The sequence below is a fragment of the Nostoc sp. genome (assembly GCF_036917675.1).
Taxonomy (GTDB): domain Bacteria; phylum Cyanobacteriota; class Cyanobacteriia; order Cyanobacteriales; family Nostocaceae; genus Nostoc.
Genome location: NZ_JBALCT010000074.1, coordinates 67,713 through 85,485, shown reverse-complemented (window position 1 = coordinate 85,485; position 17,773 = coordinate 67,713). Strand labels below are relative to the sequence as shown.

Below are 17,773 nucleotides of genomic sequence, written 5' to 3'. Positions count from 1 at the left end.
TCCTTGAAGGTTTAGAGAGAGGTTTTCCAGATCCCGTCAAAAGTCAGATCCTCAATGCCCTATCTCCATGCTCTATGTCTCAATTGGATTTGTATCAATGTCAAATTTGTTAGCGATCGCTTCTATTATTTCTTGCTCAACTGGTGTAATCTGATTGTCAAGCTGGGCAATTTTGTAACACTGAGTCAACAAGGGTATGGCAAAATCACGATTTAGCTGATTGAGCAATATATCTAAAGACTTAGGTGATTTGATATTTTGGGCAATGGCATCCAACGAGCTAGGAGTGAGGTTTACAGCTTGTAATTCTGGTAAAATTTCTTCCCAAGTCTTTTCTGGATGACTAGCAAGGATCATGTGAACTAAGATTTGATCCATGAGAGCTTGTTGAGCGATCGCACTTTCGAGATACTTTTCACTTTCAGCTTTTAATGAAGCCATAGTCTGTGGCGATGTGAGCGAAGTTGATTCATCCAACTTGGCTTCGTAAAATCGACAAGCAGCATACCCCAATGAATAGATCATGGTTGCATTTGAACTAGCTGCGATCGCTACACCCGCCAAGGGCACATTTCGCAACAAGCCTAATCCCGCAGCTTTCAAAAGACGCTCTCCACCCAAAGCCAAACCAAAAATTGCCAAAACTTCACCTTTACGGGTTGGATCTTTTAAATTTAGCCCGTAGACAGATGCAATTTGATAAAGCATTTCTGACTGCAATTTTGTTGTCGCTGTTAAATCAATTGCGAACAATGCCACTGCTATTCCTGGCAAAATACTAGTGGCTAGTCCAACTGTGGCTGCTTGAGTTGCTTTTTCCACCATGATTCGGTGAGCAATCTCGCTCGGTGATTCATTGGGATACTTTTGCTTAAGCTTGTTTACCGCCGCTTCTGCTTTTTCCAAATCAACAAGGTTAGTAGCACCAATTAGCCAATTGAGATTTAATACTCCAGATAGTTTTCTAATCAGCCAATTTTCGCTGAGGCGATTCACAACCTGACCGCTAGTTTGAGTTGTTTGCTCAATTAACTTGTGTGTTTGTTTCGCCGTGGCTTCTCCCACCCCTATTGCTGTGTCAAAAACTGCTTTGCCAGTCTGAGCAACAGTTTCAACAAGAGACTCTAATCCAGACGGTTTATTTTCTACTGATGATTGAGCCTGGATTTTTACTTCTGAAGTTTCTCTGGGTGAATTTACTAACTTATTCACCTCTATTTCTTGGGGTTTGTCTGCCATTGCTTGATCCTATCCTGTAAAGCCTCTCTCTTTAAAGTTGTAGCGAAGTCTGAGCGGCTTGACATCTCCCGACAAGTACAAGTTATAGATTAATAATTCCTGTCACGCTTTTACGGAAAGTCACCTCATTCCCATCAAATAATCGCGTTGAGTGTGGCGCTTAAATGGTCAATTTAGACACAGGCGCTGTGTTTGCGTTTATTTCTGAAGGCTCACCTGTCCGCTATCAATTACGACAATATGTACAAGGGCAACAAATGGTAATTACTCAAACAGCGTTGAAAGAAGTTACTGATATTATTCAATGGTCAGGCGGAGTATCAGAACAGACGAGAGCGAGTAGATTATTCCAAAGATTAAATATCATCCCTGACAATCCCTCAACTGTAGCCCTAAACTTACAGCCGACTAGAACTTTGGGGACAAATGATATCATTATTTTAGTTTATAGAATCTCCTGATGTCATGTAAGCATTTCCCAGGTTTCCCAGAGCCATACTTTATATAAGCATCTCTGACTTGATTTTCCAATCGTTCAAAAACAGCTTTTAGTCGTTGTTTACCGTTTGATCCAATTCCGTTATTGCAGAGCAACAGTCCATCTGCGATTATCCTGAGCATCGCAATTTTATTCTGGGTTTTGCGCCCTGTGATGTTACAGCAAAAGTCGGATACTTCTGAAAAATCAGCTGTTTCTGAGAGCAAGCCTACCCATTTTGCCAAAAGAGCGATCGCTTTCCTAATGCAAGTTCTGAAACCACATAGCTTTGAGTAGTTAAAGTACTAATGCTTGTGGGCGATTTGCACTCAAAGAGCGATCGCCCTTACCCTTACTTCTCACCCTATCCTCTTACCTCTAGCCCTGTACCGATATCAGCTTTACTTTCTAAAAAATCGTTATCCTTAAGAATTTCATAGAGATTAGTATCTTGCTCTAGCAAGCAAGCGTGTCCACAATGGGGCAACACCACAATCTTGTTATTTGGTAAGATGTTCGCTATCCGCTTCACTTCAGTTACAGAAGGCAAAAGGCGATCGCTAGCACCAGCAATCAACAAAACTGGTTGAGTTAAGCGATCTAACTGCTTGTCATCAACTTCAAATTCTCGCAGTAAAGACAACCGCCAATGAACGGTTTCTGGCGGTATAGAACGCATAGTTTTTAGCAGTTCATGCCGATCGCTTTGAGAAATGCGGGGCAAAGATGCTAGAAAGGGCAACAACCCCAATGCACCAACATCATATAATCCTGATGGCACCAAGTAACTAAGTTGGGATGCCCAATTCAACCAAGGGCGAAGATGAAAGGAGGAAGCTGGGTTAATTAGGATAATTCGCTTAAATAACTCAGGTGTTTGGATTGCCACTTTTATTGCCAAACAACCACCAAAGGACTCACCACACAGGTAAACTGGCCTCTGAGAGCTTTTTTCTAATTCGGCGTGGATTAAGTCCAATACACTCTTAGCTAAGACATCCCAAGTGTTAAGGTCTTTGCGTGGGAGCGCCAAACAACGGACATCAAAGCCAGCTTCTAATCCAGCAGTTTGCGATCGCAATAGTTGACCAGTTCCATCCATTCCTGGCAAATATACCAATAGTGGATACTCTGGCTGTACTCGTTCAGGAGTCAGGAAACAAGGATTTAGCTCAACTTCTGGCATAGTCATTGGTCACTAGTTAATGGTATAAAAGTTTTGGATTGCTGATTTTTACTTATAAAAGCTTCGGTGCTTTTGACCTTAATAGCAACCTTGACGCAGTAAGTTGCTAATTTCGCCGTGACAGTATTCAGTCAGTTCAGCTACAACAGTTCTGGCCTGTTTACCGTGATATTTTTTCTGCTGTTGGGGTGTAATCCAATAAGGGCGACCGATTAACACCGCAACCCGCCGATAAATTACCAAAGGATGCCAACCACCTTGGTTAAATAACGGTTCTGAAGGGTCAAATACGCTCAAAAGCTTTAAAGGGAAGCCAGACGTGTTTACCTCTTCTAGGGAGGCGATCGCGATCGGTAAAACAGCTAAATCCTGCACATCCGCTCGCAATGCTAAATGAGCAAATCCCCGATGAAATTCACCCAGATGATTTGGCACAGTAAATTTCACCATTGGTTCAGTCCCTTCTGGAAATACTCCCACCATCTGCTTCGACTGCAATAGCACCTGCGACTGCGAAAAAAAGCTTTGCAGGCGGTTTTCAGTTTCCTCCAAGGGGAAACACCCCAATTGTCCGGTGACAATCTCCCGCATTACTGGCACTTGTCCCATGTAGTGATGGCAAGCAAAGCGAATCGGATTCGATAACGCCGCCATTAAAACCACTGCATCCATAAAGCTGCGGTGATTGCTGACTACCAGTACGCTGGCATCCTGGGGAATGCGATCCTCATAATAGCGAAACATTTGCGTTGAGAGTGCCGCCATCAAAGCGCGAGAAATCTCCAGGGGGCTATTTCTACTCATACCTAATCAATATATTTTTCCGGTAAATATGGCAGTTTATCTTAAATTAATTTTTACATTTCTTTACTATTGCCATCACCGTCTTAAGATAGAAATGTCTAATCCACAAAAGCAGTTAGATTTTCTGCGTTTGGGATTATGTATTCCTGATCACAAGAATATCTAATAGTAACTATTAAAAAAAACTATGATCAGTTAATTTCCATCTTTTAGGCAAAAATGAGATGAATTGATGCATATTACAAAAGAATTATTGACCTGAGAAATTTGCTAATATTAAGGTGTTATTGGAAAATCTGGAAATCTTATTGTATAATTGCGGGGTTTTGCCGATAAAAGTAAACCGTTTTAATAAGTTGATTTTTATTTTGCATGAATCTAGTGAATAAAACACAAAAGACATTTGCACTGACAACACCTCTATATTATGTAAACGATGTCCCCCATATAGGCAGTGCTTATACGACGATCGCAGCAGATGTAGTCGCGCGATTTCAGAGGCTGCTGGGGCATCAGGTATTACTAATTACAGGTACAGATGAGCATGGGCAAAAAATTCAGCGATCGGCAGAAAGTTTAGGGAAAGCACCACAAGAGTTTTGTGATGAAATTGTCCCTAGCTTCCTGAGTTTATGGGAGTTACTAGACATTCAATACGATCGCTTTAGTCGGACTACAGCACCTCGTCATGAAGCGATCGTCAAAGAATTCTTTGAGCGAGTCTGGGAATCTGGTGATATCTACCAGGGACAACAACAAGGCTGGTACTGCGTATCCTGCGAAGAATTCAAAGAAGAACGGGATCTGCTAGAAGGACACCGTTGCCCGATTCATACTAACAAAGAAGTCGAGTGGCGAGACGAGCAAAACTATTTTTTCCGCTTATCGAAATATCAAAATAAGCTGACAGAATTTTATCAATCTAGACCGGATTTCATTCAACCAGAAAGTCGACGTAATGAAGTTCTCAGCTTTGTAAATCAAGGACTGCAAGACTTTTCAATTTCGCGGGTAAATCTAGATTGGGGTTTTCCCGTACCAGTTGATCCCAAGCACACCCTTTATGTCTGGTTTGATGCGCTGCTAGGTTATGTAACGGCATTACTAGAACCAGATGCAGAACCGACTTTAGCAAATGCTTTAAAAACATGGTGGCCGATTAACTTGCACCTAATTGGTAAGGATATTCTCCGCTTCCATGCAGTTTATTGGCCAGCAATGCTATTATCGGCTGGCTTACCCTTACCAGAGCGAGTATTTGGGCATGGTTTTTTGACCAAAGATGGTCAGAAGATGGGCAAAAGTCTGGGTAATACCCTTGATCCGGTGGCGTTAGTTCAGCGCTATGGTAGTGATGCCGTTCGTTATTACTTCCTTAAGGAAATCGAATTTGGCAAGGATGGAGATTTTAATGAAGTAAGGTTCATTAATGTTCTGAATGCAGATTTGGCAAATGATTTAGGTAATTTGCTCAATCGCACCTTGAACATGGTGAAGAAATACTGCGCCGAGAATAATGTACCATCAATCGGTAATGAAGCGATCCCTGACGAAAATCCTTTGAAAGCAATTGGTTTACGTCTAGGACAACAGGTAAAACAAGCATACCAGGAGCTAGCTTTCAGTCAAGCCTGCGAGTCCATCCTTTCACTGGTGCAAGCCAGTAATAAGTTTATTGATGAACAAGCTCCTTGGTCATTATATAAACAAGGACAACAGGAATCGGTGGAAAAGGTTCTCTACGCAGTTCTAGAATCAGTTAGACTAGCAGCTTATCTGATATCCCCAATTATTCCGAACATCAGTAGCGATATTTATCAGCAACTGGGCTTCGGAATAAACTTTAACGATCAAATACAAAGTTCAATTACCGCTCCTTTTGCCACCCATGCGATATGGGGGATACTATCTAGTAAACAACAGTTGGGTATACCCCAACCGGTTTTTAAGCGAATAGAACCCCCGAAAAACGATTAGTCCTTATCAAACCCTGATTTTGTTCAATTTCTTATTCTCTCAAAAAATTTATCGGGGCTTAACTTAATTAGCCCCGAAACATTATCATAAGCCTCTGTGACTAGCATCTAAAAGTTGGTAATTTGTATCAAAAATAACAGGGATAAAAATTGAGGTATCACAACAATGTTGCATAATTTGGAAAACGATTCAATCTTTACGCCAGAACAAGTTTTGGAGAATCGGGGCAGGGTTGCCATATTTATTGATGGCTCAAATCTATTTTACGCTGCATTGCAACTAGGGATCGAAATCGATTACACGAAGCTCTTGTGTCGATTAACTGGGGGTTCTAGACTACTGCGTTCTTTTTTCTACACTGGGGTAGATCGGACAAACGAGAAGCAACAGGGGTTTTTGCTGTGGATGCGTCGCAATGGCTATCGAGTCATTGCTAAGGATTTGGTACAGCTACCAGATGGCTCTAAAAAAGCTAACCTGGATGTAGAAATAGCAGTAGACATGATGGCGCTAGTAGATTCCTATGATACCGCAGTTTTAGTTAGCGGTGATGGAGATTTGGCATATGCGGTAAATTCAGTCAGTTATCGTGGCGTGCGAGTAGAAGTGGTGAGTTTACGTTCGATGACCAGCGACAGCTTAATTAATGTAAGCGATCGCTACATTGATTTAGAAGCCATCAAAGAGGAGATTCAAAAAACCCCTCGCCAAAGCTATCCATATCGACCTTTATCTGGTATCGGTTTTTTGGAAGACCCCAGAACTAGTGATGGACACCTAGAAATCCAAGAATAATGGCGCATCAATTTAATCAAAGGGGGAGACGAGGAAAGAAAAAAATTCAAAATTTCTCTTCCACTCCCTCCTTCCTTCTTTTACCATTCACCTTTTTGTTGGTATTTGGTTTAGTTGCTTGCGGGGGTAAATCCCCCCCAGCTTCTCAACAAAATACTACGTCTTCATCTAATCAAGATAACAATTTAACTTTCTTTGATGTCACCCTAGAACAAGCAGATGAAGTAGGGCGACCGATTTGGAAAGTCAGGGCGACACGGGCAAAATACACCAAAGAAAAACAAATTGGTCAGGCTGAAAGCCCTTATGGTGAACTATACCAAGATGGCAAAGTGGTTTACCAAATCAAGGCAGATGTAGCAGACATTGAACAGAATGGAAAGCAGTTGCTTCTTAAGGGTAAGATATTTGCCATAGACCCTAGTAATGGAATTGTGTTGCGAGGTAATGAATTAGAATGGCGTCCTAAAGAAGATTTGTTGATTGTCCGCAACCAGATTAACGGTACTCATAAACAACTACAAGCAGTGGCCCAAGAAGCGCGAGTTAAAACCCGCGAACAGCGCATGGAATTTTCTGGAGGGGTAGTAGCCAATTCCACTGATCCCCAGATGCAAATCCGAACTGAGCATTTGATCTGGAATATTAAAGAAGAAAAACTGATTGGCGATCGCCCCATACAAATTGACCGCTACAAAGATAATAAAATTAGCGATCGCGGCAAAGGAAATTCTGCCGAAGTCAACTTAAAAACAAAAATTGCCACTATTCAAAAGAATGCTCAATTAGAATTACTAGACCCACCAGTGCAAATAGCTAGTAACTCTATGATCTGGAACATGAATGCAGAAACTGTCACTACAAATTCCCCCGTGCGGATGTTTCAGCGTGCCGAAAATCTTACCGTGACCGCAAATCAAGGTGAAATGAAAATACCGCAAAAAACGGTTTATTTAACAGGTAATGTCAACGCCATTGGTCAGCGTCGCCAGTCTTTGAAATCTAATACATTAACTTGGTATTTAGACAATAAGTTAGTTGAAGCTCAGGGAAATATAATTTATCGACAAGTTGACCCACCGTTAAATTTTACGGGTGAAACAGCCGTTGGTAATCTGCAAACAGAAAATATTGTTGTCAAAGGTGGCAGTTCTAGCGGTAGGGTAGTAACAGAGATTATTCCCCAAGAAAGAGCCAATCGTCAGTAGTAGAGTTAGGGGGAATGGGGAGTGGGGAGATCGACAAAATTCCAACTCTCCCTCATCCTCCCACTCCCCCACTCAAAAATTTTGGTCGAGTACTAGGCTAGGATCTTAATACTACAACTCCTTTGATAACCCATGAATGGATCAAACCGATTAGGTAGGAAATCCTTGCCAACATCCCAACAAGCAGAACATTCCCACCATGACGATACAGACCACGAGCATACAGATCATACTCATGAGACTGGAGATTCGGCTCATGCTCACGTCCATAGCGAAGAGTCTTTACGGCGAATTGTCAATCGATTATCCCGTATAGAAGGACATGTTCGCGGTATTAAGGCAATGGTGCAGCAAAGTACCCCTTGTCCTGATGTTCTACTGCAAATTGCCGCAGTACGCGGCGCATTAGATCGGGTAGCGCGAATTGTTTTGGATGAACATTTAACTGATTGTATTGCTAGAGCCGCACAAGAAGGTAATATTGATGTTGAAATAAAACAGTTGAAAGCTGCTTTGGATCGATTTTTACCTTAAGAATTAGAAAAATAAAAAATTAACTAGCACGACAAGACATTTTGTAGAGATGTCAGATTTGGTGTACTGACTCAGGCAGAGGCTTGTTTATCCCAAAATTAACATATAGCGTTTTTCAGGTAAATGAGGTGCACAGGTAGGGGCACAACAATGTTCATAGGTGTCAACTTAAGCTTAAACCCCTTTAAAACCTCGTTTCCAGCCTCTGGCTGGAAATGTTTTTTCATTGCGGCTCTGCCGCAAGTCTTGAGGCGGAGCCTCATATTAGGCATTCCCAGTCGGAGACTGGGAACGAGGAACTTAAAACAATATAAATTTAACTATTATTTAAATGTAAATATAAACAAACCTCTAATTCTTTTATTGCACGGTTTCATGGGAAACATGAATGAATTTGATGAAGCCATAAAATTACTAGGTGAAGATTTTTCTTATCTCACCCTTGACTTGCCAGGACATGGTAAAACCGAAGTTTTAGGAGGTGATGAATACTATAAAATGGAATCTACCGCTCAAGCAATAATCGATTTATTAGATGAATTAAAAATAGATAAATGCCACTTAATTGGTTATTCGATGGGCGGAAGATTGGCTTTATATCTAACTATACATTTCCCAGAACGTTTTATAAAAATTGTATTAGAATCAGCTTCCCCAGGTTTAGCAACAGAAGCAGATCGATTAGAACGAGTTAGACGTGATGCTCAGATAGCTAGAAAATTAAGCAGAAGTATTATTCAAACAGATTTTGCTACTTTTCTATCAAATTGGTATAGTCAGCCAATTTTTGGTTCTATCAAAAATCATCCAGAATTTGAAATATTGCTAGAAAATCGCTTGCAAAATCATCTGATTGAATTAACAAAATCACTCCAATTTATGGGAACTGGGAGTCAACCATCTTTATGGGATAAACTTAAAGACAATACAACACCTTTACTTTTAGTAGCTGGTGAAAATGATCAAAAGTTTAGAGATATAAATACAGAAATAGCTAATATATGTAAAGTTGCACAACTAAAAGTAATTAGTAATACTGCACATAACATTCACTTTGAAAATACTATAAAATTTGTGCAAAATATCAGAGAGTTTTTCAATAAGTAGTAAACTGATTTTACTGCTTCTTTGGCTGCTTACCTAATGGCTGAATCTGGGGAGTTGGGGCTGAGTTAACTTTTGGTGGTTGCTTCGCTGCGGTTAATTCCTCTTGCAACATTTTCTGATAAATCTTAGACAAAGAGCTACTAACAGAATTAGTTTCTATGCCATATCCTAGACTTGTCCAGGTGGGAGAGAGTAGCCGCAAAACATCATTTAACTTTCCCTGACGCAACAGTTGAGAAATATCAGTTCCCCAAACTTTAGAATCACTTAACCAACGGTAAACTACTACATCTTGATATTCTGCTTCAAAACTATAACCAGTCCAAAACATCATCTGCATCGGCTTTGGGTGATAACGCGGGGCTAAACGATACCAAGTAATGTTGATAATTTGATATCTACCAGCAGCCGTAGAACAATTACCTGTGTTGGGACCTGTGACAATTGTGACGCATATCTCAGGATGTCGGCTAAGGTCATTGACTTGCTGTCCACCATACAACAGCGAATAGGGACGGTTCCCACTAGCCTCACTCGCCGAGATGGTTCGCATTAAAGCGCGGATATAGGGGTCGCCCTGTTTCATCACCAAAGGCGGCTGTTTATTTTCAAAGATGGGATCAGAAGGCGATCGCAAGTCTCCAATATACCATTGCAACAAATACACAAAGCCGAGAAGCGCGGCTATTGGACCAATAAGTTTTTCAACGCCTTTGAATTCAAAGCTTTTCAGAGTCCGACTCCTTCAAATTTGCTCTCTTTGCTAACAACAATGATTGACGCGCTCATTCTGGCAAAGTTCACACCTTCTTGTCAGTTATCATTCCCGATTCGCTCATTTTTTTAAGAATTAGAAAAACGCAGCATAAATAAGTATAGCAAACCGCATACTCCCAAAAATAGCAAGCGAGCGCTCGTCTATCGTGAATTAGCTAAACCCTTTTGGGTGTGGGATAGTGCGATCGCTTGCCTATGTTATAATTAGATAGTTGATTTTTCCAGCCATTAGCTAATGACAACAGAAATATTAAAATCTGTTGAACCTACCCTTTACGAAGAAGATTATTATTTATGGGTAGAAACAACACTTAAACAATTAGAAAATAAAGATATTGAAAATCTTGATTGGCAACATTTAGCAGAAGAAATTGAAGCTTTGGGAAATGAACAAAGACGAAAAGTAGAAAGTTACTTAAAACAATTATTAATTCATCTTTTACTTTATCGTTATTGGGAAACTCAAAAACAAGATTGTCAACGAGGCTGGCAAATAGAAATAACTAATTTCCGTGATGAGCTAGAATTTTATTTTCGTTCCAAAACACTTTATAAGTATTCTCTTAGCTGTTTGGATGGAGTTTATATTAAAGCCAGAAGGCAAGCAATTCAAAAAACAGGTTTATCCCCTGAGATTTTTCCAGAACAATGTCCTTTTACTCCTGAAGATATTTTTAATAGTGAGTACTTCCCACAATAAAAGTGATTTTGTAAGTAGTCAGACAAAATTAATTACGGTTCTTCATTACTTATTATGCTAATACGTCTGTAAATCAGCTTTTGTTATTTTTCGATTGTAAATGTCGTATATATACGTTATCCTCAAAAAAAGGAACCGATGCAAACATATAATTGGAATGCTGAAGACTATGAAAAACATTCTCAAGCTCAACAAAAATGGGCGAGAGAACTTATAGAAAAATTATCTCTTAACGGATCAGAGGATGTTCTTGACTTAGGTTGTGGTGATGGAAAAGTAACCGCTGAAATATCGAATGTGGTATGTAATGGATCAGTCATTGGGATTGATAATTCCAGTTCGATGATAACGCTCGCAACAAATCAGTATCCAATAGATAAGTATCAAAACCTTTCATTTCAGGTAATGGATGCTCGTGATTTATTGTTTGAAAAATGTTTTGATGTTGTATTTTCAAATGCAGTATTACATTGGGTTAAAAATCATAAACCAGTTGTAGAAGGTTTATTTAAAAGCCTCAGACCTGGTGGGAAAATACTCCTTCAAATGGGGGGAAAAGGCGGTGTCAGTTTATATATATCTGTTTTAGATGAAATACTGTTATTTCCAGAATGGCAGTCATATTTTAAAGATTTTGAGTTTCCTTACGGCTTTCTCGGAGTAGAAGAGTATGAAGTAATGTTATTGGAATCTGGCTTTCAAATAAATCGCATAGAACTTATTCCCAAAGATATGACTCATGCTGGAAAGGAAATGTTTAAGGGATGGATTCGGACAACTTGGATGCCTTATATAGAACGAGTACCAGAAGAAAAAAGGGAACAATTTATCGAAGTAATATCTACAAAATACATTGAGAAAGTACCACTAGATGAAGAAGGTAATGTTCATGTAGCTATGGTAATGATTGAAATTGAAGCAGAAAAAAAAGCACAACAAAAAAATCCAGAGGCATTTTAGCGTTAAATTTTATTTTTGATCTTGCCTATCGTCATCGGATGGATAATTTTCGATTATATCGCTGTTTATAAAAATGAAGGTAATAAGAGAGCGATCGCCTGTCTCTCGTGAATGAGTGTAAAGTTAAAACGTCGTATGAGTAATACGCTTTACCCTACGTTTTGGGTGTAGGATAGAGCGATCGCTTTGGAAAGTGGAATCAAGGGCGCTCAATTTAGATGAAGCAAGCTACTTGACAAAGTACCGCAGCTACGCCAGCCGTAGGTATCGCTTTTCCATGAAGATGTGAGCCGATCATTTTGGAGAATAGAATCCTCTAGGATATCAGCACTGTTGAAATAGCTCCTTAAAGCTTTTTGAGGCTGCTTCCGGTTTGGCAACAATTTCGACAATTTTATTGCGTGCATCTGCTTCAAACAGCGCCTCAACAGCAACTTGGGCAACTTTCTGCCTGGGGATGCTACCGTCAAAGAGTGTATCAGCACTCTGCATTACGATCGCGTCGAGGTTATCTTCATTCTTCAACCCACCAGGCCGCAGAATCGTATAGGTAAGACCACTTTTCTGGATATACTCTTCAGCTTGTTTTTTCCACAGCAAAATCAGCCAAAACAAGTTCAGTGGATGGAATAACTGCGAAGTACACAAAGAAGAAACTAAGACGAAATGCTCAATTCCCTTTGCCTTGGCAGCATTTACTAAATTTTTAGTTCCTTCAAAATCCACTTTATAGGGACCAGTGGGATCAAAGCTAGGTTTTGCACCAGTCGCAACCAACAAAACTGTGCTATCTCCCAACGCCGCAGTCAGACTTTCTGGTTGTAACACGTCGCCTACAATCAATTCGGCTTCAGGAGACAGAATACCCCTAGCTTTCTCTATATCCCGCACCAAAGCTCGGACGGGAATATTCCGCGCTATCAATTCCTGCACAATCCGGCGACCTGTTTCACCCGTTGCCCCTGCTACAAATGCTTTCATGAGAAATGTTATCCTGAGAAACTATTATGTGCTTGTTCAGTTCTTGATTTTAGTAATTCTATGGAGTTGATGGCAGATTAATGAGGTTTCGGTGAAAATGGGATACTAGTACGAAATGACCCAAGCATCTGGGGAACTATTAATATAGACCAACAAAAAATTATACAGTAACGCATTTATGCTTTCAAGAAAAAGCGAATATAAATCCTGGGAAATAACAGAAGCAGTTTTACCTGTAGCGTCCAGCCAAGAAGAAGCCGAGGACGTATTAAGACAAGCAAATGTAGCGACGCTCACAACATTCTCCGGTCGTTATGAAGATTTTATGGAAATGCCTGCCCCAATAGAGCAGGTTGCTGAGTATCTTAATGCTCACGCCTCATGGTTTTGTCATTGCGCTGAACCCATGAAAGTGCAATCACTTGGGGAAAATGGCTACGCTTTAACAATTGGTCGTTTTGGTGCTTTTGGTTATGAAGTAGAACCGAAAATTGGTTTAGAATTGTTGCCCCCAGACGAAGGTATTTACCGCATCCGTACAATCCCCATTCCTGACTACTATCCGCCTGGTTATGACGTCGATTATCAAGCATCTCTACAGTTAATAGAAAGCGATGCTTCCACTCGCATTGGCGAGGTTACCAGAGTTGAATGGGAATTGGATTTAAGGGTTTATTTGCACTTTCCCAGGTTTATTCAGCGATTACCCCAGTCTATAATTCAATCTACAGGCGATCGCTTACTTAACCAAATTGTCCGCCAAGTCTCCCGCCGCTTAACTCGCAAAGTTCAGGAAGATTTTCAGAAATCTTTGGAAATACCCTTTGGTGCTAATTCTAAGCAAAAGCAGTGAGTCAAGAGTCTTTTGTCAGTTGCTATTAGTTTATGACAACTGACAAAGGACTACTTATTATGCACCAGTGAGAATTCTTTGAACAATTTGCACGCCAGTGACAGCCTGCCAAGCAAAAAGTCCCAAAAGCGTGAAATTTAGCAAAATGTGAGTTGCACGCGCCCAATTTGCCCCTTTCTGCATATAAGGGGACAAAGCAGCAGAAAATGCTATTAGACTCGTCATACCCAGTCCTGCTAACAGGTGAGTGCCGACAAATAACTTACCATGATTAATGTAGGTGACAGCCATAGCTCCGATCGCACCTGCTACCATCAAAGCTAGGACTATAGACCCCATTTGGTAGTGTCTGACGTTATATCTACCTTTAATCAGTTCTTTCTTTTCTTCTCCCTGAGCATTTCTGGTATGCTGTACTTGCAGTCCCAAATAGGCAGCATAAATTGAGAGTGCTAATAGCGCCCACATGAGCACCGGATGGATGAAGTTCAGCCAATATTTCACCGACGCAGAAAGTTCCAGACTCATCGTGTTCTCGCCTAATTATTAAATCTTCATAAAAATTAGCATAATTCTATTTTCTGTGCTTAAAGTTGCACAAATTAAAGAAGTCGGGGCATTGGGAATTGGGCATTGGGCATTGGGCATTGGGGAAGAATTCTTATAACTCCAAACTCCAAACTCCAAACTCCCCACTCCAAACTCCAAACTCCAAACTCCCCACTATTTTCTTTTACCCTCTTGCCAAAGTGGATAAACAATCTCAGACTAAATTTTGAGGGTAGACGAACAAAACCCCTGTGTGGGATCTGATCCATGACTGAAAACAACGATACTTTGCTGCTAAAAGCTGCTAAAAGTGGGGATATCAAGGGGTTGTGTGCGCTACTGGCTGCTGGTGCCTTGGTGGATGCGTGCGATCGCCAAGGTACGACGGCGTTAATGTTTGCTGCCAATTTAGGCTACACCGAAATTGTGCGATCGCTGCTGGATGCTGGGGCAAATATCAACTTGCCCCGAAAACTCTATGGTTTGACGGCTTTGATGTTGGCTGCTAGTGCCAAACAGCTTGACATTGTGCAGCTTTTATTATCCAGAGGTGCTGATGTCAATGCCACTAATGAAGATGGCAGCACAGCTTTAATGGCAGCAGTACTCAAAGGTTATATCGATGTAGTGCGAGTCTTATTGGCTGCTGATGCCCAAGTTAATATTGCAGATAAAGATGATGATACTGCGTTGAAACTCGCCGTTAAGCAGGGAAAAATAGAAGTTCTACAAGCAATTCTCCAAACTGATGTCGATGTCAATATCCCAGATCAAGAGGGTGAGACACTCTTAACATTAGCGGCAGACTTGGGACATCTGGAAGTTGTGGAAGCACTACTGGCAGCAGGGGCTGATGTGAATCTGAAAAACGCCGATGGTGGAACTGCCTTGTCGGCAGCAGCAGCAGGGGGAGACAGTGCGATCGCAGCAGCTTTAGTAGATCGAGGTGCCGAGATTAATCTCCAAGACCAAGATGGTGAAACTGCCTTACATCTTGCCGTTGTGGAAGGCTACATTGATGTGGTGCAAGTGTTACTTAACAGGGGTGCAGATGTCCAAATTAGGAACCATCTGGGTGATACACCACTGTTTGTAGCAGCGTTGCAGGGACATAGCCAAATTGTTGAGGCACTGCTGCATTCTGGGGGAGATATTCATCAGAAAAACCTTGGTGAAATACCTTTGACATTGGCTGCATCACAAGGACACACCCAAACAGTGAAAGTGTTGCTAGACTATGGTGCTGATGCCAATGCTCCGGGGGATCATGGCAAAACTGCTTTGATCAAGGCAACCGAACGCAAGCACACAGAGATTATACATTTGCTGCTGGCAAAGGGGGCAGATGTGAATTTTCAAGACTCCGCCAGTGCCACATCATTGATGTGGGCTGCCTCAGCAGGTTATGACGAAATTGTGCAGTTATTACTCGGATCTGGGGCAAATGTGAATTTGAAAAACCAGGGTGGTTATACTGCTTTGATGATTGCAGAATTTAATGGTTATAAGAATGTCGTGCAAAGTCTTCAAAAAGCTGGGGCGCAAGAATAGCTAATAGCCATCTGAATTCTTCATCTCAAATATTTTCATAAATATCTTGACAAATGATTAAATGAGGGTTGATAACTTTTAAAACAACCAAATCTAGACCTAAGAAACAAAGAAAGCAAAACTCCGTCGTAGCTGTTGTGAACTTGCTACGGCGGAGAAAGGAAAAATTAAAACGCCAAAACGGAGTAGGCTAAATGCTTGCGTCACAAGGATAGAAAGAAAGCAAAAATGAAGAAGTAAATTTACCTTTTATTTTTTACCTTGTACCTTTTACCTTTTAGCTAGTCTCCCTCTCGGCGTTTCCTACTGTGCTAGATGTCCAAAATATATAGTTTTTACTTGAGGAGAAAAGTATTCTAAGGATCATTTTTTATGTATCATCTTAAAGGCTAAATACAAACAAGTCACCAAAAAAGGTTGATGTGCGACCATTTAGGCGATCGCTACGGAAAGTCAAAGAAAAAATAAATCAAAAATTTAATCACTCTGGTGAATCCCCTGTCACCATGAGTTTAAGCATTGACTCATGACTTGATCAAGGAAAAATGTCTAATGACTATAAAATTTGCAGAACAACTAGTGTCATATCATCAGTGTTTTGCTTATCAGCACCGATGAATTGCTGAACTTGGTCAAATAGGTAATCCACAATTTCCTCTGGCCCATTGCAGTACTTACAAGCCGTATTGAAGCCAGCGACAAAATTATCTTCATCGAAGCGATCGCCACCTGCGGCAGCAGCATCGGTCAAGCCATCTGTATAGTAAATAATTGTATCTCCAGGCTCTAACTGTACCTGTGCATCTTCATATTGGCTGTTAGCATCCAAACCGATTAACATTCCTAGAGTATCTAAACGGCTGACGGTTTTCGTGGCTGCGTGCCACCACAAAGGAGGATTGTGTGCCGCATTGCTATAAGACAAAATTCGGCTGTAGGGATTATATTCTGAGTAAAATAGCGTTACAAAGCGATGGGAATTTTCCAAATCCGCATACATAACTCTATTTAAGTTTTGTAAAATTCCGGCTGGGGAATTACCATGTAGCACTTCCCCCCGTAACATTCCCCGCATCATCGTCATAATTAGCCCAGCAGGGACACCTTTGCCCATGACATCTCCAATAACCAAACCCCAGCGACTAGTTTCCGTGTCGCCTTTAGTCTTGGGCTGAATCTTATTGTGATTGGTAGCAATAAAGTCGTAGTAGTCTCCGCCAACGCGATTGGCAGGTTTACAACGTGCCGCCAGGACTACACCAGGGATTATGGGGCATTGACGTGGTAGAAGTCGCCGTTGAATTTCTGCGCCAATTTCTAGTTCTTGATCTAGGCGTTCTTTTTTTCTTAGTTCTACAGCTAGTTCATCGTTTTCGATCGCTACTGCTGTTTGGTCTGCCACTAACCTAACTAACTTTTGCCTAGTTTCTGTCCAACTATATTCTGGATCGCGGCTCAAGACATAGAGCCATCCCCGTTCTGTATGCTTCACCAAAATCGCTGTACCAAAGATTTGCACATCTGGCCCCAAATAGCGATGCATCTGGTCATCTAAAATCCCCGTGGCATTGGCTACAGGGGTAGTATTGGGCATAATGATTTGACTGCTGGCTATTTCTAGCGCTTTGCGGATATTCTTTCGCTGGCGACTATCTTGCCAATGTAACTGCTCTAACCTAACTTGACCATGTTTGTAGAGAAACAGGGCGCTGCCGTCTGCATCTGTCACTCTTGTTGCCATCAGTGGGATCAGTTCCAAAAACTGATTCAAATTATTGAAACTTCTCAGGGCAAATCCTAAAGAACTTAGCAAATCTTGAATTTTGTTCTGTTCCCGGTGCAACCTTGCCACGAGTTCTTTGAGTGCCACGACTGGTGTAACATCCGTCGCGGCACTACTATTGTTTTCAGTGGGTTGAGAGGGCAGTTGAGACACAGGCACAGGTACTATTGCACTTTATATTGGCAGATTTTAGATTACTTATAAATCTTTTGGCTTTGGCATTGCTAAACCATATTTAGACAATACTTGTGATTTTAGCAAGAGTATAAAGACGTAACAGGCAAATTTTAT

The 17,773-nt window shown here is 41.0% G+C and carries 19 protein-coding genes; 11 read left to right on the top strand and 8 right to left on the bottom strand.

Translation table 11 applies throughout. The features are described 5' to 3' along the window. Positions 1 to 72 precede the first annotated feature (72 nt). On the bottom strand, positions 73 to 1,239 hold the full coding sequence (locus V7K31_RS29975; protein WP_335099899.1) for an EcsC family protein: 1,167 nt from the start codon (positions 1,237 to 1,239) through the stop codon (positions 73 to 75). Between the two features lie 164 nt (positions 1,240 to 1,403). Here V7K31_RS29975 and V7K31_RS29970 point away from each other — a divergent pair, with 164 nt between their 5' ends. Then, the gene (locus V7K31_RS29970) at positions 1,404 to 1,700 is read left to right on the top strand and encodes a DUF1308 domain-containing protein (RefSeq protein ID WP_335099897.1); all 297 of its coding nucleotides are present in this window, start codon (positions 1,404 to 1,406) and stop codon (positions 1,698 to 1,700) included. 122 nt (positions 1,701 to 1,822) lie between these two features. Continuing rightward, positions 1,823 to 2,014: a hypothetical protein gene (locus V7K31_RS29965; RefSeq protein ID WP_335099894.1), complete on the top strand. Its 192-nt coding sequence runs from the start codon at positions 1,823 to 1,825 to the stop codon at positions 2,012 to 2,014. A 67-nt stretch (positions 2,015 to 2,081) separates the two neighbouring features. Here the strand turns inward: V7K31_RS29965 and V7K31_RS29960 are convergent, their stop codons facing one another. Both V7K31_RS29960 and V7K31_RS29955 read right to left on the bottom strand, forming a co-directional pair. Further along, positions 2,082 to 2,903, bottom strand: coding sequence for an alpha/beta fold hydrolase (locus tag V7K31_RS29960; RefSeq protein ID WP_335100541.1), 822 nt, complete (start codon positions 2,901 to 2,903; stop codon positions 2,082 to 2,084). Between the two features lie 78 nt (positions 2,904 to 2,981). Then, positions 2,982 to 3,707 carry a lysophospholipid acyltransferase family protein gene (locus tag V7K31_RS29955; RefSeq protein ID WP_335099891.1) on the bottom strand — a complete coding sequence of 242 codons (726 nt, stop codon included), beginning with the start codon at positions 3,705 to 3,707 and terminating at the stop codon, positions 2,982 to 2,984. A gap of 372 nt (positions 3,708 to 4,079) precedes the next feature. Here V7K31_RS29955 and metG point away from each other — a divergent pair, with 372 nt between their 5' ends. The 5 genes from metG to menH all read left to right on the top strand — a co-directional run bounded on the left by metG (position 4,080) and on the right by menH (position 9,328). Beyond that, positions 4,080 to 5,684 (top strand): methionine--tRNA ligase, encoded by a 1,605-nt coding sequence (metG, locus tag V7K31_RS29950; protein WP_335099889.1) that lies wholly within the window; start codon positions 4,080 to 4,082, stop codon positions 5,682 to 5,684. A gap of 165 nt (positions 5,685 to 5,849) precedes the next feature. After that, the gene (locus V7K31_RS29945) at positions 5,850 to 6,479 is read left to right on the top strand and encodes a LabA-like NYN domain-containing protein (protein ID WP_334825812.1); all 630 of its coding nucleotides are present in this window, start codon (positions 5,850 to 5,852) and stop codon (positions 6,477 to 6,479) included. Next, on the top strand, positions 6,479 to 7,687 hold the full coding sequence (lptC, locus tag V7K31_RS29940) for an LPS export ABC transporter periplasmic protein LptC (RefSeq protein WP_335099886.1): 1,209 nt from the start codon (positions 6,479 to 6,481) through the stop codon (positions 7,685 to 7,687). The genes V7K31_RS29945 and lptC overlap by 1 nt, the downstream gene beginning before the upstream one ends. A 132-nt stretch (positions 7,688 to 7,819) precedes the next feature. Beyond that, positions 7,820 to 8,221: a metal-sensitive transcriptional regulator gene (locus V7K31_RS29935; RefSeq protein WP_335099883.1), complete on the top strand. Its 402-nt coding sequence runs from the start codon at positions 7,820 to 7,822 to the stop codon at positions 8,219 to 8,221. Positions 8,222 to 8,506: 285 nt separating this feature from the next. After that, positions 8,507 to 9,328, top strand: a complete 822-nt coding sequence (gene menH, locus V7K31_RS29930) for a 2-succinyl-6-hydroxy-2,4-cyclohexadiene-1-carboxylate synthase (RefSeq protein WP_335100539.1) — start codon at positions 8,507 to 8,509, stop codon at positions 9,326 to 9,328. A gap of 10 nt (positions 9,329 to 9,338) precedes the next feature. Here the strand turns inward: menH and V7K31_RS29925 are convergent, their stop codons facing one another. Then, positions 9,339 to 10,025 (bottom strand): glycoside hydrolase family 24 protein, encoded by a 687-nt coding sequence (locus V7K31_RS29925; RefSeq protein WP_335100537.1) that lies wholly within the window; start codon positions 10,023 to 10,025, stop codon positions 9,339 to 9,341. Positions 10,026 to 10,340: 315 nt separating this feature from the next. Here V7K31_RS29925 and V7K31_RS29920 point away from each other — a divergent pair, with 315 nt between their 5' ends. Both V7K31_RS29920 and V7K31_RS29915 read left to right on the top strand, forming a co-directional pair. Continuing rightward, positions 10,341 to 10,805, top strand: coding sequence for a DUF29 domain-containing protein (locus tag V7K31_RS29920; protein WP_335099881.1), 465 nt, complete (start codon positions 10,341 to 10,343; stop codon positions 10,803 to 10,805). 72 nt (positions 10,806 to 10,877) lie between these two features. Continuing rightward, positions 10,878 to 11,765 (top strand): methyltransferase domain-containing protein, encoded by an 888-nt coding sequence (locus tag V7K31_RS29915; protein ID WP_335100535.1) that lies wholly within the window; start codon positions 10,878 to 10,880, stop codon positions 11,763 to 11,765. Between the two features lie 324 nt (positions 11,766 to 12,089). Here V7K31_RS29915 and V7K31_RS29910 read toward each other — a convergent pair whose 3' ends face one another. Further along, positions 12,090 to 12,746, bottom strand: a complete 657-nt coding sequence (locus V7K31_RS29910) for an NAD(P)H-binding protein (protein WP_335099879.1) — start codon at positions 12,744 to 12,746, stop codon at positions 12,090 to 12,092. A gap of 178 nt (positions 12,747 to 12,924) precedes the next feature. Here V7K31_RS29910 and V7K31_RS29905 point away from each other — a divergent pair, with 178 nt between their 5' ends. Then, positions 12,925 to 13,599 carry a DUF1997 domain-containing protein gene (locus tag V7K31_RS29905; protein WP_335099877.1) on the top strand — a complete coding sequence of 225 codons (675 nt, stop codon included), beginning with the start codon at positions 12,925 to 12,927 and terminating at the stop codon, positions 13,597 to 13,599. Between the two features lie 57 nt (positions 13,600 to 13,656). On the opposite strand, the gene V7K31_RS29900 is transcribed toward V7K31_RS29905, so the two are convergent. Both V7K31_RS29900 and V7K31_RS29895 read right to left on the bottom strand, forming a co-directional pair. Next, positions 13,657 to 14,127 carry a DUF4079 domain-containing protein gene (locus V7K31_RS29900; protein ID WP_335099874.1) on the bottom strand — a complete coding sequence of 157 codons (471 nt, stop codon included), beginning with the start codon at positions 14,125 to 14,127 and terminating at the stop codon, positions 13,657 to 13,659. A gap of 74 nt (positions 14,128 to 14,201) precedes the next feature. Then, positions 14,202 to 14,417: a hypothetical protein gene (locus V7K31_RS29895; RefSeq protein WP_335099872.1), complete on the bottom strand. Its 216-nt coding sequence runs from the start codon at positions 14,415 to 14,417 to the stop codon at positions 14,202 to 14,204. Between V7K31_RS29895 and V7K31_RS29890 the strand changes: the two genes are divergently transcribed. After that, positions 14,416 to 15,699, top strand: a complete 1,284-nt coding sequence (locus V7K31_RS29890; RefSeq protein WP_335099869.1) for an ankyrin repeat domain-containing protein — start codon at positions 14,416 to 14,418, stop codon at positions 15,697 to 15,699. The genes V7K31_RS29895 and V7K31_RS29890 overlap by 2 nt on opposite strands. Positions 15,700 to 16,255: 556 nt before the next feature. On the opposite strand, the gene V7K31_RS29885 is transcribed toward V7K31_RS29890, so the two are convergent. Continuing rightward, positions 16,256 to 17,641, bottom strand: a complete 1,386-nt coding sequence (locus tag V7K31_RS29885) for a PP2C family protein-serine/threonine phosphatase (RefSeq protein ID WP_334942387.1) — start codon at positions 17,639 to 17,641, stop codon at positions 16,256 to 16,258. Positions 17,642 to 17,773 lie beyond the last annotated feature (132 nt).

What these genes read in the sequence shown, in the direction of transcription:
- V7K31_RS29975 (WP_335099899.1), bottom strand. Translation starts at nt 1,239, where the DNA reads ATGGCAGACAAACCCCAAGAAATAGAGGTGAATAAGTTAGTAAATTCA.
- V7K31_RS29970 (WP_335099897.1), top strand. Translation starts at nt 1,404, where the DNA reads ATGGTCAATTTAGACACAGGCGCTGTGTTTGCGTTTATTTCTGAAGGC.
- V7K31_RS29960 (WP_335100541.1), bottom strand. Translation starts at nt 2,903, where the DNA reads ATGCCAGAAGTTGAGCTAAATCCTTGTTTCCTGACTCCTGAACGAGTA.
- V7K31_RS29955 (WP_335099891.1), bottom strand. Translation starts at nt 3,707, where the DNA reads ATGAGTAGAAATAGCCCCCTGGAGATTTCTCGCGCTTTGATGGCGGCA.
- metG (WP_335099889.1), top strand. Translation starts at nt 4,080, where the DNA reads ATGAATCTAGTGAATAAAACACAAAAGACATTTGCACTGACAACACCT.
- V7K31_RS29945 (WP_334825812.1), top strand. Translation starts at nt 5,850, where the DNA reads ATGTTGCATAATTTGGAAAACGATTCAATCTTTACGCCAGAACAAGTT.
- lptC (WP_335099886.1), top strand. Translation starts at nt 6,479, where the DNA reads ATGGCGCATCAATTTAATCAAAGGGGGAGACGAGGAAAGAAAAAAATT.
- V7K31_RS29935 (WP_335099883.1), top strand. Translation starts at nt 7,820, where the DNA reads ATGAATGGATCAAACCGATTAGGTAGGAAATCCTTGCCAACATCCCAA.
- V7K31_RS29920 (WP_335099881.1), top strand. Translation starts at nt 10,341, where the DNA reads ATGACAACAGAAATATTAAAATCTGTTGAACCTACCCTTTACGAAGAA.
- V7K31_RS29910 (WP_335099879.1), bottom strand. Translation starts at nt 12,746, where the DNA reads ATGAAAGCATTTGTAGCAGGGGCAACGGGTGAAACAGGTCGCCGGATT.
- V7K31_RS29905 (WP_335099877.1), top strand. Translation starts at nt 12,925, where the DNA reads ATGCTTTCAAGAAAAAGCGAATATAAATCCTGGGAAATAACAGAAGCA.
- V7K31_RS29900 (WP_335099874.1), bottom strand. Translation starts at nt 14,127, where the DNA reads ATGAGTCTGGAACTTTCTGCGTCGGTGAAATATTGGCTGAACTTCATC.
- V7K31_RS29890 (WP_335099869.1), top strand. Translation starts at nt 14,416, where the DNA reads ATGACTGAAAACAACGATACTTTGCTGCTAAAAGCTGCTAAAAGTGGG.
- V7K31_RS29895 (WP_335099872.1), bottom strand. Translation starts at nt 14,417, where the DNA reads ATGGATCAGATCCCACACAGGGGTTTTGTTCGTCTACCCTCAAAATTT.